Origin of the sequence: Mobilicoccus pelagius NBRC 104925, assembly GCF_000247995.1 — a bacterium.
In the GTDB taxonomy this organism is placed as follows: Bacteria; Actinomycetota; Actinomycetes; order Actinomycetales; family Dermatophilaceae; genus Mobilicoccus; species Mobilicoccus pelagius.
This window is the reverse complement of sequence record NZ_BAFE01000093.1, coordinates 1-13324: the sequence shown is the minus strand read 5'-3', so window position 1 is coordinate 13324 and position 13324 is coordinate 1. Positions and strand designations below refer to the sequence as shown.

The window sequence follows — 13324 nt, the reverse complement described above, 5'->3', positions numbered from 1 at the left end:
CCCGGGCGGCACAGTGGTGTCCACACGTCTGTCGAGGAGGACCCATGACCCCCACCCGCCGTCTGGCCACGTTCGCGCTCGCCGCGGCACTCGTCCCCGCTCTCGGGGCGTGTGGGGAGGGCGGGTTCGTCGACTTCGTCAAGGGCAGTGGGTCGGCGGGCACCGCCGCCCCCTCGCCGTCGGTCCCCACCCCCACCGGCACCGACCTCCTCACTGCGAGCGAGAGCCCCGAGGACAGCGCGTCGCCGAGCGAGTCGTCCGGCGAGGGCACCTCGACGGATGGCCCGAGCGAGTCGCCCACCGACGACACGGCGACCTCCGGGACGTCGTCCCCGGTCACGACGTCGGCCACCCCCGACGAGTCGACCACGTCGGCCTCGTCCGCGTCGTCGACCGCGTCGACCGCCCCGCAGGGTGGGGTCGTCCAGGTCGACGGACGCACGATCCAGGACGTCCCGGCGGGTCTCGCGTTCCCCGGCGGGGCGAAGATCGAGGGCACGAGCGCCTTCGAGGGTGGCGGCGGGTCCGTCGTCCTCTCCGAGCCGGCCGAGGCGGAGGTCTTCTCCTACTACCGGTCCGCCCTCTCGGGGGCGGGATACCGGGTCGTGAGCGACACGGCGGGCGTGCTCGCGTTCACCGGTCACGGCTGTCGCGGGTCGATCGTCGGCACCGGGGGCGGCGCCGTCATCACGTGGTCGCCCACCCGGTCCTGAGGATCTCGACGCCTCAGTTGCAGCGCCTCTGACCTGCGGGTCCGTCGTTCTCCCAGCCGATCCCGGGTGTTGCATGCGAGCGCCCCGCCGCCGAGTTGGTCGCGTGTTCTGGACGGGCGTACAACAGGGGGCGTGACCTGCTCCGCCGGGTCGCGGGATCCGGCCCCTCTCGGAGCTCGCACTCTCCGCGGTGTGGGCTGCGACGTCCCGCTTGCGGGATGCCGGGGTCATGCCTCCCACGCCCGGGGGTGCGCGGTGCGCCGCGCTCCCCGGGGACGTGTGGTCGAGGAGGGTGCGTGGTCGGGGGAGTTCCCGGCCGCTCGGTCGTCAGCGCAGTGCGCGCCTCAGCACCTCGGCGAGGTGGAGTCCCGACCGGCCGGTGCCCTGTTCGATCTGGGTGCGGCAGGAGAACCCGTCTGCGAGGACGAGGTCGTCGTCCTCGCAGCAGCCGACCTTGGGGAACAGCTCCCGCTCGGCGCACGCCGTCGACACCTCGTAGTGACCGGGTTCGAACCCGAAGTTGCCGGCGAGACCGCAGCAACCGCCGCCGACCTCGTCGAGGTCGACCCCGAGTCGGCGGAGGACGACCCGGTCCGGGTCGTAGCTCCCCTTCGCCTTGAGGTGGCAGTGGACCTGCGCGACGGCCGCGGCGTCGAGGCGCGCGAACGGCCAGCGGCTCCCCGCGTCGGCAGCGTGCGGGGCGACAACCTCGGCGAGCGTCGCGACGAGCTCGGCGAGCTGCTCCGCACGCGGGTCGTCGGGGAGCAGCTCGTGGGCCTCGGTGAGCATCACCGTGCACGACGGTTCGAGGCCGACGACGCGGCGCCCGGCAGCGAGGTGCGGCTCGAGGACGTCGAGGGTGTGCCGCAGGACGGCCTTCGTGACGTCGAGCTGCCCCGTCGAGTGCCACGTGAGGCCGCAGCACACCCGCCCGTCCGGCACGACGACGTCGTATCCGAGGGCCTCGAGCACCTCCACCGCCGCCACGCCGACGTGGGGGGAGAGGTGGTTGGTGAACGTGTCGGGCCAGAGGACGAGGGTCTCCCGCGCGGCGTCGGCCGGGCGCTGGGGCGCCTCACCACGGCGTCGGCGCTCGGCGAACCACCCGGTGAACGGCAACTGCTCGGCGAAGGAGATCATGCGGCGGCGCGACTCGACCCCGGCGGCCTTCATCACCGCGACCTCGAGGGGGCGGATCGACGTGATCCGATTGACGAGCCCGCCGAGGCGGAGCGACGTCACCGCTGCTGCCGCGAGCGGCAGCCATCCCATCGAGTAGTGCGCGAGGGGCCGTATCCGGCCGCGGTAGTGCTCGTGGAGGAACTCCGCCTTGTACGTCGCCATGTCGACGTTGACGGGGCACTCCGTCGCACACGCCTTGCACGACAGGCACAGGTCGAGGGCCTCCCGGGCGGCCTCGCTGCGCCACCCGTCGTCGAGGAACTCGCCCCGGAGCATCTCGGCGAGCACACGCGCCCGACCCCGCGTCGTGTGCACCTCGTCGCGGGTGGCGTGGTAGCTCGGGCACATCGCTCCCGCGTCGGAGCGGCAGGCGCCGACGCCGACGCACCGGTTGACGGCGGAGGCGACGTCACCGCCGTCCCTGCTGAGCGCGTGGACGGGGATGACGACGTTCGTGCGGATCCCCGGCCCCGGCCGCACGCCCGCGTCGATGGGCTCGGGGTCGACGAGGACACCGGGGTTGAGGGCGTTCTCCGGGTCGAAGATCGCCTTGAACCGCGCGAACAGGGCGAGCATCTCGGGGGAGTACATCCGCGAGAGGAGCTCCGAGCGGGCGCGTCCGTCACCGTGCTCGCCGGAGACCGACCCGCCGTACGTCGCGACGAGGTCGGCCGCGGCCTCGATGAACTCCCGGTACCGCGCGACCCCGGCCTCCGTGCCGAGCTCGAAGTCGATGCGGACGTGGATGCAGCCCTCGCCGAAGTGACCGAACGGGATGCCCGTGAGGCCGAGCCGCGCCATGAGCGCGTACAGGTCGCGGAGGTAGTCGGCGAGGTGCTCGGCGGGGACGGCGGAGTCCTCCCAGCCGGGCCACGCCTCGCCGCCGTCCGCACGGCGGGTCGCGATGCCGGCGGCGGCCTCGCGGATGCCCCACAGCGTGCGGGTCTCGGCGCGGTCGGTGACGACGCGGAGGCTGTCCGGCCCGGCCACGGTCGCGGCGGCGACGAGGTCCTCGGCGCGGGCGACCGCCTCCTCGGGGGTGTCGCCGCCCACCTCGCAGTAGAGCCATGCGCCACCGGCGGGCAGGGTCGAGCCCGCGGTCTCCTGCCCGGGACGCGTGCGCAGGGCTGCGACGAGGTCGGACCCCATGCCCTCGATCGTCGTCACCCCCGGCAGGCGTAGCCGGGCCGCGTCGGCGGCGGCGAGGAACGCGTCCTCGTACCCGAGGACGACGAGCACCGTCGCTGCGGGCGGCGCGACGAGTGCGACGGTGAGCTGCGTGAACACCCCGCACGTGCCCTCGCTGCCCGCGAGGGCCTTGGCGACGTCGAAGCCGTGCTCGGGGAGGAGGTAGTGGAGTCCGTAGCCCGAGACCTGGCGGGGAAACCGGCCGAGCTCGCGGCGGATGAGCTCCTCGTTCTCCTCGACCAGTACCCGCAGTTCGGCCTCGATGCGCGGGTCGCTGCAGCTGCCGCGGGTCGCCTCGACCTCGCGTCCGTCGGCGAGGACCATCCGTAGCGCGACGAGGTTCTCCGCGCTCGTGCCCCACGCGACCGAGTGCGACCCGCACGCGTTGTTGCCGACCATCCCGCCGATCGTGCAGCGGGAGTGCGTCGAGGGGTCGGGGCCGTACGTGAGGCCGTGCTCGCCGGCGGCGACGCGGAGGGCGTCGCACACGACCCCCGGCTCGACGGTCGCGCTGCGGCGGGCCGGATCGATCGCGATGCCCGTGAGGTGTCGGCTCGTGTCGACGACGAGGCCCGTGCCGATCGCGTTGCCCGCGACGGACGTGCCGCCACCACGCGACGTCACCGACAGCCCCTGAGCCCGCGCCCACCGCACCGCGTCGGCGACGACACTCGCGCTCCGCGGCTCGACGACGCCCTCCGGCACGCGACGGTAGATCGACGCGTCGCTCACGTACGCGGCCCGCGTCGCCGCATCCGTGCGGAGACCGGGCATGTCCGGCCGCGACGAGGACGCATCGGCACCATGCCGCACCTCGTGCGAGGTGCGGCGGGTCGGACGGGAGATGAGGGGGAGCGGACTCACGATGCCTCCGGGGGTCGAGGAGTTCTCCCGACCGTACGACGCCCGACCCGCGCACGGGGGCAGGCGTTCGTCACACGGGCACGTGCTCACGGTGACGGTGTCGCCGTCTCGACAGGTGGTCACTCTTCGGGCGCCCAACTCGTGACGTCCCTCACGAGAGAGGGTGGGAGACGTCCTTCCCCAACCGATTTCGGCCCCCGACCTGGACGACCGTTCTGGACGCACGCATCCCCGCCCGCCGTCCTCGGAGAAGCGGGGGATACGGTGCGCCCATGCCGCGGGGGCGGTCGGAGGGGAACACCGGGTGCGTCGGGGGGCGCGAGGGGGACGTACCGACCGGCAGCCGCACCGCATCCGCCTCGAAAGGACACACCTCGTGAGAAGCCTCGTCGCCTCTGCCCTCGCTGCCGCGCTCGCCGTCCCGGCCGCGCTCCTCGCGCCGGTCGTGGACGCCGCCTCGGCCACCACCGCGACTCCTGCCGCCTCCACCGCGGCTCCCGCCGGAACCACCGGGATGTGGCGGGGTCGCCCCGGCACCATGGCCCGCGAGTACCTCGGCACTCCGAAGTCGGGGCTGTCGTGGCACAGCGGCGCGTGGACGGGGGAGTTCATGAACGCCCGCAACGCGACCCGCTGGGGCACGTGGCGGGGTCGCCCCTCGGACGCCACCCCCACCTACCCGGAGTGGCGCACGTGGAAGGAACTCGAGAACTCCGCCTGGCACATCGAGACGTTCAACGGGTTCAAGGGCACCCTCGTCTACGGCATGCCGATGCTGCCGAAGAACGCGAAGCCGGCCCAGCTGCGCGACGTGGCCGCCGGCCGCCACGACAGGACGTACCGCACGATCGCCCGCCAGCTCCGGACGAAGTACAAGAGCGGCAAGGTCGTCGTCCGCATCGGGTGGGAGGCGAACGGGTCGTGGATGTCGTTCCGCACGACCTACGCCAAGGCCCCCGAGTATCGGGCCGCGTTCCGACGCATCGCGAAAGTCGTCAAGAAGGAGTTCCCCGGCGCGGTCATCGACTTCGACATCAACTGCGGCACGCGCCTGCCGGGGCAGAAGAACCGCCTCGACTCCCTCACCCGCCTCTACCCGGGTGACGACGTCGTCGACCTCATCGGCTGCGACACCTACGACTGGGACGTCCTCAAGGCACGCTCCGAGCGGGAGTGGGGCCGCGCGCTGCGGCCGAGCGCCGCCGTCGGCATCCAGGACGTCGCCGACTTCGCCCGCAAGCGCCGCAAGGGGCTGGCGTTCCCCGAGTGGGGCCTCACCCACGCCTACGACGGCTACGGCGACAACCCGTTCTACGTCCGCAAGATGCACGCGTTCTTCCGCGCGAACAGCGACGTCCTCGTCCTCGAGGACTACTTCAACGTGCCCGATCAGCACATGAAGAACTCGCTGTGGTCGGTGCGGCCGCAGAACCCCAAGGCCGGAGCGGAGTACAAGCGCCTCTGGTGAGGCGCAGGATTCACGGCGCGAGGGCCTCGACGATCTCCGCGGCGGGGGCCTCGCGTGCGGCCCGCCAGCCGGCGCCCGCCCACACGGAGATCCCGTCGATGTCGCCCTGCCGGGCGGCCTCGGCACGCAACGGCTTCGTCATCGTGTCGACGCCCGGGTAGACCGCGGGCGCGTACTCGTCGTACCGCTCGACGAACCCGTTGCGCAGGCCGCGCGCGGGGCGACCGGTGAAGGCGCGGGTGACGCACGAGCCCAGCCGCGGGTCGGTGAGACCCATGCGGTGGGCGGCGCTCGTGCCGGCCTCGTCGCTGAGGAGGAACGCCGTGCCCGCCTGCACCGCCACGGCGCCCGAGGCGAGGGCCCGCCGGGTGTCGCCGGACGTCGTGATCCCGCCGGCGGCGACGAGGGGCAGACCGACGTCGGTGAGCATCGGCAGCAGCGCGAGGTGGTCGAGCTGGTTGGGGGTGGCGGCGGCCCGGTGCGTGCCGCGGTGGCCGCCCGCCTCGTACCCCTGGACGACGAGGATGTCGGCACCGGCCTCGGCGGAGGTCCTCGCCTCCTCCGTCGTCGTCACCGTGACGGCGACGCAGATCCCCGACGCGTGGAGCCGGTCGACGATCTCCGGGTGGGGGCATCCGAACGTGAACGACACGAGGGGCACCCGTGCCGCCTCGACGACGTCGAGCTTGTCCTCGTAGTGGTCACCGGTGTCGAGGCCGGGGACGGACACGTGGGCCCCGTTCTGGGCGAGGAGATCCCGGAACGCCTCGAGAGCCACCCGGTCGGCCTGCAGTCGGGCCTCCGTGTCGGTCGACGCCGGATCGACACGCTGCCGCGACCAGGCGGCCGCCGCGGGCACGAAGACGTTGACGCCGAACGGGCCGTCGAGACGTTCCTGCACCTCGGCGATCTCGGCGACGACGTCGGCCGGCCGCTTGTATCCGGCCGCGAGCATCCCGAGTGCGCCCGCCCCGCCCGCCGCGACGACGAGATCCGGCCCCGAGGGGCCACCCGCCATGGGGGCGACGACGATCGGTCGAGACGTCACCGGCATGTCGATCGCTGCAGCCATGCGCCCCACTGTGCCAGAGGGACGCGGCCGGGCGGCGTCCCCGGGCGGTCCCGTCCCCCCTGTCGAGCGGGACGGGGCGCGGGTCGTCAGAGGCGAGGAGGGCCCGGTTCGCCCCGGAAGTTCTCCTCCTCCTTGCGTTCGCCGCGACGCTTGAGGATTCCGGCGCCCGGCAGGCCGGCGAGCGCCTTGGTCATCTCGTGGACGGTCTGGAGGATCTCGTGGACGTCCGGCCCGACCTGGTCGAGCCGACCGAGCATCGGCAGGACGTCGTCCTCGAGGTGGTGGAGGAGGACGGGCAGCCGGTCGACGATGCCGACGAGAGCGACCACCTCGTCGGGGTCGACGTGCTCCACGAACCGGGCGACGACGGGCGCGGCCTCGGCGGAGACGGGCTCCCACGGCGAGAGCAGCGCGTCGGTGCGCTGCACGAGTGCCGCCGCGTCGGCCGCGGTGAGCGACGCCGCCTGCGCCGTCGCCGACGCCTCTGCGTTCGTGCGTTGCACCTCGACGACCGTCGACGCCGCGGCGGCCGCCGTCCGCTCGGCACCGCCGATGGCGACGTCGGCGCGGACGAGGAGACGGTCCCCGGCGTCGAGCATCGACTCCGCCGCCTCGATCGCCGCCTCGCCGCGGGCGAGCATCTCCTCCGCCCGGCCGAGGAGACCGTCGACGCGGTCGAGCATCTCGCCTGCGCGGGTGACGAGGTCGAGCACGTCGCCGACGGTGCCCGGGATGTCGAGCACGACGTCCGTGACCTCGTCACGGATCGTCGAGGCGGCGGAGAGCAGAGCCGAGGGGCCGAGAATGCGCATGGCGCCATCATCACCCGCGCCGCTCGTCGTCCGCGCGCCGGCATCCGTGCACCGGCCACGACGGTCGGGGCCCGGCGCCGACGTCCCGCCGCCGTCACCCCTGCACGAGACGGCCCCCGCGTCGTGAGGTCCGCGTGGTGGCGCCCGTGCCTCCCGCACCTCCGGCGGGTCCGGCCGCGCCTGTGTCCCACCCGCAGCCTCCGCGCCGCCCGGTCGGTTCCCGACCCCGCCGCGTCCGGCGGCCGGTCTTGTCGGCGATCAGACAGGCGGGCGCCGCCCCGAGTTGCCACCATGGGGGGATGACGACGTACCGCATCGCGTGCATCCCCGGAGACGGTATCGGCACGGAGGTGGTCCCCGCCGCGTGCGAGGTGCTCGAGGCCGTCGGCGCCGCCCACGACCTCGAGTTCCGATTCACCGGGTTCGACTGGTCGTGCGAACGGTTCACCCGCGAGGGCGCGATGATGCCGCCCGACGGGCTCGACCGGCTCCGCGAGCACGACGCGATCCTCCTCGGCGCCGTCGGCTACCCCGGCGTGCCCGACCACGTGTCGCTGTGGGGGCTGCTCATCCCGATCCGCCGCGCGTTCGACCAGTACGTCAACCTCCGCCCGGTGCGGGTGTTCGAGGGCGTGCCCGGCCCGCTCCGCGACGCCAGCGGCACCGACCTCGTCATCGTCCGCGAGAACACCGAGGGCGAGTACAGCGAGGTCGGCGGCCGCATGTTCTCCGGCACCCCGGATGAGTTCGCCGTGCAGGAGTCCGTGTTCTCCCGCCGCGGCATCACCCGCGTCGTCGACTACGCCCTCGACCTCGCCGACGAACGCGGCCGTAGCCTCACGTCGGCGACGAAGAGCAACGGGCTCATCCACACGATGCCGTTCTGGGACGAGATCGTCGAGGAACGCTGCGCCGAACGCCCCTCGGTGAGTTGGGAGTCCGAGCACATCGACGCCCTCGCGGCCAAGCTCGTCCTCGACTCCCGCAAGTACGACGTCATCGTCGCCTCCAACCTCTTCGGCGACATCCTCTCCGACCTCGCCGCCGGCGTCGCAGGGTCGATCGGCATCGCCCCCAGCGGCAACATCGACCCCGAACGACGCAACCCATCGATGTTCGAGCCCGTGCACGGCTCGGCCCCCGACATCGCCGGGCAGGGCATCGCGAACCCCCTCGGCACGGTGTGGGCGGCGGCGCTCATGCTCGACCACCTCGGCCACGACGACGCCGCATCCGACGTCATCCGCGCCATGGAACGCCTCCTGACCGACGGCCCCCGCACCCCCGACCTCGGCGGCGGCGCGACGACGACCGAGGTCACCCGCGCCCTCCTCGACCTGCTCTGACGCGCGCCTCGCGGGATCGGCGACGGCTCGTCGACCGTTCGGCCCGGATCGTGGACGGGGTGGGCGGGCGTTCGACCGCGCACCCCGGGCCGCCGCCGTCGTCCGTCGTGGGATCCGAACGGTGGGGTGACGGTGGGGCGAGGTCGTGGGCGGTCGTCCTCGTGCTGCTCGTCGCCCCCGTCCTTGCCGGCCACCACCGTCGCCGCGCCGTGCGGGCGGGCGCCGCACCTGCGGGTGAACGCTGACCTCCTGTCCCCGCCGCAGCGGGCGGGTGACGTGGGGTCGAGCGGATCGGGTGTCACCCGATCCGTCGCTCACCATCCGGCGATTCGGGGTCGGCGGCCTGCACCTCGGGTGGGAGGTGTCGCCGATTCGGGTGGGTCGGCGCGATCTCGCGAGCACGGCCGGGGCAGGACGATCGGACCGTGGAGCGGCTCGGTCGGGCGTCAGGCGTGACGGAGGACGGCGACGAGGAAGCCGGAGTCGTCGGTGAACGGGCGGAGGTCCCAGCTCGCGAGGCGGAGGTCGACGGCGAGGCCCGCGCGCGTCGCGTCGCGGAAGAACTGGTCGAAGTCGTACCCGCGGCCCGCGCCGAACCCGACGACGGCCCGGCCCTGCGGGGCGAGGTGGGCGGCGAAGCGGCGGAGGATCTCGACCTGGGTGCCCGGTGCGGCGAACGTGACGACGTTGCCGGCGCACACGATCGCGTCGAACGGTTCGACGATGCCGGCGGCGGGGAGGTCGAGCTCGGCGAGGTCGCCCTGCCGCCACGTCGCGTCGGGGAACTGCTCGGCGGCCGCGGCGACGAGCGCGGGATCGACGTCGACGCCGACGACGGTGTGCCCCTGGGTGGAGAGGTGCCCGCCGACCCGGCCCTGCCCGCATCCGGCGTCGAGGATCCGCGACCCGCGCGGGACCATCGCGTCGATCGTGCGGGCCTCGCCGACGATGTCGTCACCGGCGGCCCGCATCGTCTCCCACCGGGAGATGTACCAGGTCGAATGGTGTGGGTTCTGCGCGAGACGCTCTTCCCACAGGGTGCGGCGACGGGTCACGGGAGTCCTTCCACGGGGGCGGATGAGATCATCGACGACGTCATCGTCGCCGGTGTCATGAGCCCCGATCCGACGACGTCATCAGTGACATCATCCCCCGGCCGGGTTCGGGCGACGACGCCGAGTGGGCGGTCGGGCGGTGGCGGGGCGGAGGCGTCCGTGCCGTTCGCGTCGTCCGTGAGGTGGCACCCTCGGCGATGCGGGCGAGGAGTTCACCGAGACCGTGCGCGGCGCGACCGGGGGTGCGGCCGGAGGTCGCGACCGACGGGTGGCGCGGCGTCGCGACGTGGCGCCCGGAGGCGCGCAGCGCGGCGACGAGCCCGTGTTCCTCGCCGTGCTCGGGGGCCGGGAACCCGCCGACGGCGCGGTAGTCCGCGAGCCGCACGACGAGGTTCGCCGCGTAGACGTGCCCGTGCCCGGTGGGCGTGAGGCCCGCCTCGACGAGCCGCGTGTACGCCTCCCGCGCGGCCGGGTCGGCGTGCCAGTGCTCGACGTCGACGAGTCCGGCGACGGCCGCGGCCCGGGGGCCGCCCGTGGGGTGGGCGGCGGCGAGCATCTCCGTGACCCAGTCGAGCGGCACGCGGGAGTCCGCATCTGTGGAGAACATCCACGTCGTACCGGGCAGGTCGTCGGCCCGGGCGAGGAGGCGGTGTCGCACGGCACCGACAGGCGGGGGCATCTCGTCGACCACGACCTCCCCGGCGCACCACGACGGCAGCCCGGTGAGGGCGACGTGTGCGCGCGCGGCGGTGTCGTCGCCGCACCGATGCGCCGAGACGAGGATCCGCGCGGCGCGCACGGTCCCGACGCGATGGGCATGTGCGAGAGCCCGGGTCACGCTCGCGAGGCACGAGGCGATGTACGCCTCCTCGTCGTGCGCGGGGATCGCGACGACGACGTCGACCGGCCCCTCGCCCTCGCCCGGGCGCCGGTCGGTGCGGGAGGCGGCATCCTCGATCCCGGCGGCGCGGGGAGGCCCGGCGGGCCCGCCTGCGACGGGGGGCGGCGCGTGCGGGCTCTGCCGGATCGAGACGTCCCGCGCGGCCGTGGGGGTCACGACGCGGCCCATCGACCCAGGTGGGCGGCGTCGGAGTCGGGGTTCTGCTGGCGCAGGTAGAGCTCGGTGTCGTGGAGGGCGGCGGTGAGGTCCTCGTCGTAGGCGAGTCCGGCGGGCCCGACGATGCGGCGGGCCTCCTCGGCGAGGAGAAGCACGGCCGTCGCGACGCCAGCGCGGACCTCCGTCGACAGGTCGTGCACCTGCGCGACGAGCTCCTGCGGGGCGAGCACGGCCTGCCCGCGGGGGGAGTCGGCGAGGAGCGTCTCGAGGCGATGCCCGGCCGTCGTCACGAGCGCGAGGGCCGCGGCGAGGTCGGCGCGCATCCGCCCGAACCGGGGCGCACGGGTCGGGTTGGGCGGGGCGGAGGTCGTCGCCGCGACCGTGAGGTCGAGGAGCCGCGCGCCGAGACCGGCCCACACGGCGGCGACGCCGACGCCGCCGGGGAAGAACCCGGCCCGGCCGAGGTACCAGCCCTCGGGTCCGACCTGCCGCGCGTCCACGCGGCGGTCGGAGAGGTGGATCGTGTGCGAGTGGCTGAGGCGCATCGCGCCCGTGCGCCACATGGTCGTGTCGGGGGTCCAGTCGTCGACGGCGACGTCGACGAGGACCGAGGTCGACCCGTCGAGCCATACCGGCACGAGGGCGCGGTCGAGCACGCCTGAGCCGGAGGCGAACCGGAGGGTCCCGTCGAGGACCCACGCGTCGTCGCCACAGGACTCGTCCCGGCGGGCGCGCAGGCCGGTCGCGTGGCTGCGGGAGGCCCACACGCCGTACATCGCCCCCGCCACGGGCCCGGCCCCGGCCTCGCCGAGGATCCGCACCGCGTCGACGTGCCCCTCGGTGAGACGGGAGAGCGGCACGTCGGTACGGCCGAGGGCGACGAGGGCGTCGAGCAGCTCGGGCCAGGAGAGGGTCGCCCAGTCGCGCTCGGCCGCGAGGCGCGCCATCGCGTCGTGGAGCTCGGTCGTCGTGAGCTCGTGCCGGTGGTCGTCCCCGGGGAAGCCGTGGGGTGCAGGGGCGGGGACGAGGGTGGTGAGGTCGGCGGAGGTCATCGCGGTTCCTTCGGGGTGGGTGCCCCGTGGGCCGGGGCGGGGCCGTCGTCGTCGACGTGGGTGGTGCCGGGGGTGCTGTGGGGCGTGTCGTGCGGGGTGGTGCCGAGCGTGTCGTCGTGCGCGTCGTCGGGTGTGTGGTGAGCGGTGGGGACGTGGAGGAGGGGGGTGTCGTGGTGGGCGAGCATCTCGGGCGGCACGATGGGGCCGATGCCGTGCGTCGGAGGCTCGAGCTGGCTGACGAACGCGGCGAGGGCCGCCTCGCGGGCGTGGTCGTCCGCGGGGTCGGCGGCGACGCGCCGCAGACCGGGGTCGGCCTCCGCGGGGTCGCCCCAGTACGTCATCCACACGGGGTAGGAGCAGAACCGGGCCCCGAGCTCGGCGGCGAGGCGCGCCCCGGCGCGGCCCGCGGCGCGGTGGTCGGGGTGGGGGTCGTGCGGCCACGGGGCGAGCACCGTCGTCACGTCGTCCGCGACGCGGCGCAGGACGTCGAGGGCGTCGTCGTCGGCGAGCCCTCCGTCGGGGAGTCCGTGCGGATGCCGGTCGTGGACGCCGAGGGCCTCCATCGCGGCGTGCCACTCGGCCTCGCGACGGCCGGCCATGCCGGGGAGGAGGTCGGCGGGCGCGTCGAGGTCGCGCAGGACGTCGGCGAGGTGGTCGAAGCACGCGTCGCCGCGGGTGAGGCACGCGGCCCGTAACCGGAGCCCGGTCCGCGCCCAGTGGGCGAGGAGTCGCCCTGCGCCGAGCGTCTCGTCGTCGGGGTGGGCGGAGACGACGAGGGTCACACCACCCGTGTCGGCGAGGTCCTCGGGCGTGACCGGCGGTGCCGCCCTCACCACGTCGGCCCACACGTCGAGACCGTGTCCTGGGGGCGTCGCCGGCGTCGTCATGAACCCCCCCGTACCCACCGGGTGATTCGGACATTCGCCACGAGGACGCGTGTGGGCTCGGGCGGTCGCGGGGACGGCGGGGCCGGGCGGTGCCGCGGATCGGTGCGCGGGGTCGGCGGCGCGCCCGTCGTCCCCGACCACCCGGGCGGGTGCGGGACCCCGCCGACGGGGACCGCCGTGTCGATGCCGTGGGGCCCGATCCGGGATCAGCGGCGCGGGGCGGCACCACGTCGGGTAAGGACGTCGTACCCGGCCTTGACGGCGGCGAGCCGTTCGCGTGCGACGCCCTCGTTCCACACGGCGGGGGCCGCGGTGCGCATCGAGTCGTCGCCGACGCCGACGGCGTCGAGCCCGGCCGCACGGGCGAGCGCGAGGGCGCGGGGCAGGTGGTAGGTCTGGCTCACGAGCGCGACGTCGTGGACGTCGTAGACCTCGGCGGCCCGCACGCACGACGCCCACGTGTCGCGTCCCTCAGGGTCGGTGACGACGAGGTGGCCGGGGATCCCGCGGGCGAGGAGGTGGCGGCGCATCGCGCCGGGCTCGTCGTGGTGCTCGGATCCGCCGTCGCCGCTCACGAGGATCCTGTCGACGCGGCCACGCCGGAGGAGGTCGGCGGCGACGTCTAGGT

General features: G+C 74.4%; 11 protein-coding genes. 3 read left to right on the top strand and 8 right to left on the bottom strand.

The genetic code is table 11. The annotated features are described in order from the left end of the window. Nucleotides 1–44 precede the first annotated feature (44 nt). Nucleotides 45–713, top strand: a complete 669-nt coding sequence (locus tag MOPEL_RS16205; RefSeq protein ID WP_009483570.1) for a hypothetical protein — start codon at nucleotides 45–47, stop codon at nucleotides 711–713. Between the two features lie 327 nt (nucleotides 714–1040). On the opposite strand, the gene MOPEL_RS14190 is transcribed toward MOPEL_RS16205, so the two are convergent. Next, on the bottom strand, nucleotides 1041–3857 hold the full coding sequence (locus MOPEL_RS14190; protein WP_009483569.1) for an FAD-binding and (Fe-S)-binding domain-containing protein: 2817 nt from the start codon (nucleotides 3855–3857) through the stop codon (nucleotides 1041–1043). A gap of 466 nt (nucleotides 3858–4323) precedes the next feature. On the opposite strand from MOPEL_RS14190, the gene MOPEL_RS14185 reads away from it, so the two are divergent. After that, a complete protein-coding gene (locus MOPEL_RS14185; RefSeq protein ID WP_009483568.1) occupies nucleotides 4324–5415 on the top strand; it encodes a glycoside hydrolase family 26 protein in 1092 nt (363 codons plus the stop codon). Between the two features lie 10 nt (nucleotides 5416–5425). Here MOPEL_RS14185 and MOPEL_RS14180 read toward each other — a convergent pair whose 3' ends face one another. Together MOPEL_RS14180 and MOPEL_RS16200 are read right to left on the bottom strand one after the other, a co-directional pair. Then, nucleotides 5426–6487, bottom strand: coding sequence for a nitronate monooxygenase (locus MOPEL_RS14180; RefSeq protein WP_009483567.1), 1062 nt, complete (start codon nucleotides 6485–6487; stop codon nucleotides 5426–5428). An 86-nt stretch (nucleotides 6488–6573) separates the two neighbouring features. Beyond that, nucleotides 6574–7299 (bottom strand): hypothetical protein, encoded by a 726-nt coding sequence (locus MOPEL_RS16200; RefSeq protein WP_009483566.1) that lies wholly within the window; start codon nucleotides 7297–7299, stop codon nucleotides 6574–6576. Nucleotides 7300–7598: 299 nt separating this feature from the next. Here MOPEL_RS16200 and MOPEL_RS14170 point away from each other — a divergent pair, with 299 nt between their 5' ends. After that, entirely contained in the window at nucleotides 7599–8645 is a 1047-nt protein-coding gene (locus tag MOPEL_RS14170) for a tartrate dehydrogenase (RefSeq protein WP_009483565.1), read from the top strand. A 446-nt stretch (nucleotides 8646–9091) separates the two neighbouring features. Here the strand turns inward: MOPEL_RS14170 and MOPEL_RS14160 are convergent, their stop codons facing one another. The 5 genes from MOPEL_RS14160 to MOPEL_RS14140 all read right to left on the bottom strand — a co-directional run. Continuing rightward, complete coding sequence (locus MOPEL_RS14160; RefSeq protein WP_009483564.1) at nucleotides 9092–9700, bottom strand: class I SAM-dependent methyltransferase; 609 nt, start codon at nucleotides 9698–9700, stop codon at nucleotides 9092–9094. A gap of 55 nt (nucleotides 9701–9755) precedes the next feature. Beyond that, nucleotides 9756–10757: a glycosyltransferase family 2 protein gene (locus tag MOPEL_RS14155; protein ID WP_141631368.1), complete on the bottom strand. Its 1002-nt coding sequence runs from the start codon at nucleotides 10755–10757 to the stop codon at nucleotides 9756–9758. Further along, nucleotides 10754–11809, bottom strand: coding sequence for an acyl-CoA dehydrogenase family protein (locus MOPEL_RS14150; protein ID WP_009483562.1), 1056 nt, complete (start codon nucleotides 11807–11809; stop codon nucleotides 10754–10756). The genes MOPEL_RS14155 and MOPEL_RS14150 overlap by 4 nt, the downstream gene beginning before the upstream one ends. Further along, on the bottom strand, nucleotides 11806–12696 hold the full coding sequence (locus tag MOPEL_RS14145) for a PIG-L deacetylase family protein (protein ID WP_083841883.1): 891 nt from the start codon (nucleotides 12694–12696) through the stop codon (nucleotides 11806–11808). Before MOPEL_RS14145 ends, MOPEL_RS14150 begins: the two co-directional genes overlap by 4 nt. Before the next feature lie 206 nt (nucleotides 12697–12902). Next, nucleotides 12903–13324, bottom strand: a 422-nt coding sequence (locus tag MOPEL_RS14140; protein WP_009483560.1) for a SanA/YdcF family protein, incomplete at its 5' end; no start/stop codon positions are given.

Coding starts and splice junctions, on each gene's coding strand:
- MOPEL_RS14190 (WP_009483569.1), bottom strand. CDS start 3,857: ATGCCCGGTCTCCGCACGGATGCGGCGACGCGGGCCGCGTACGTGAGC.
- MOPEL_RS14170 (WP_009483565.1), top strand. CDS start 7,599: ATGACGACGTACCGCATCGCGTGCATCCCCGGAGACGGTATCGGCACG.
- MOPEL_RS14180 (WP_009483567.1), bottom strand. CDS start 6,487: ATGGCTGCAGCGATCGACATGCCGGTGACGTCTCGACCGATCGTCGTC.
- MOPEL_RS14145 (WP_083841883.1), bottom strand. CDS start 12,696: ATGACGACGCCGGCGACGCCCCCAGGACACGGTCTCGACGTGTGGGCC.
- MOPEL_RS16205 (WP_009483570.1), top strand. CDS start 45: ATGACCCCCACCCGCCGTCTGGCCACGTTCGCGCTCGCCGCGGCACTC.
- MOPEL_RS14150 (WP_009483562.1), bottom strand. CDS start 11,809: ATGACCTCCGCCGACCTCACCACCCTCGTCCCCGCCCCTGCACCCCAC.
- MOPEL_RS16200 (WP_009483566.1), bottom strand. CDS start 7,299: ATGCGCATTCTCGGCCCCTCGGCTCTGCTCTCCGCCGCCTCGACGATC.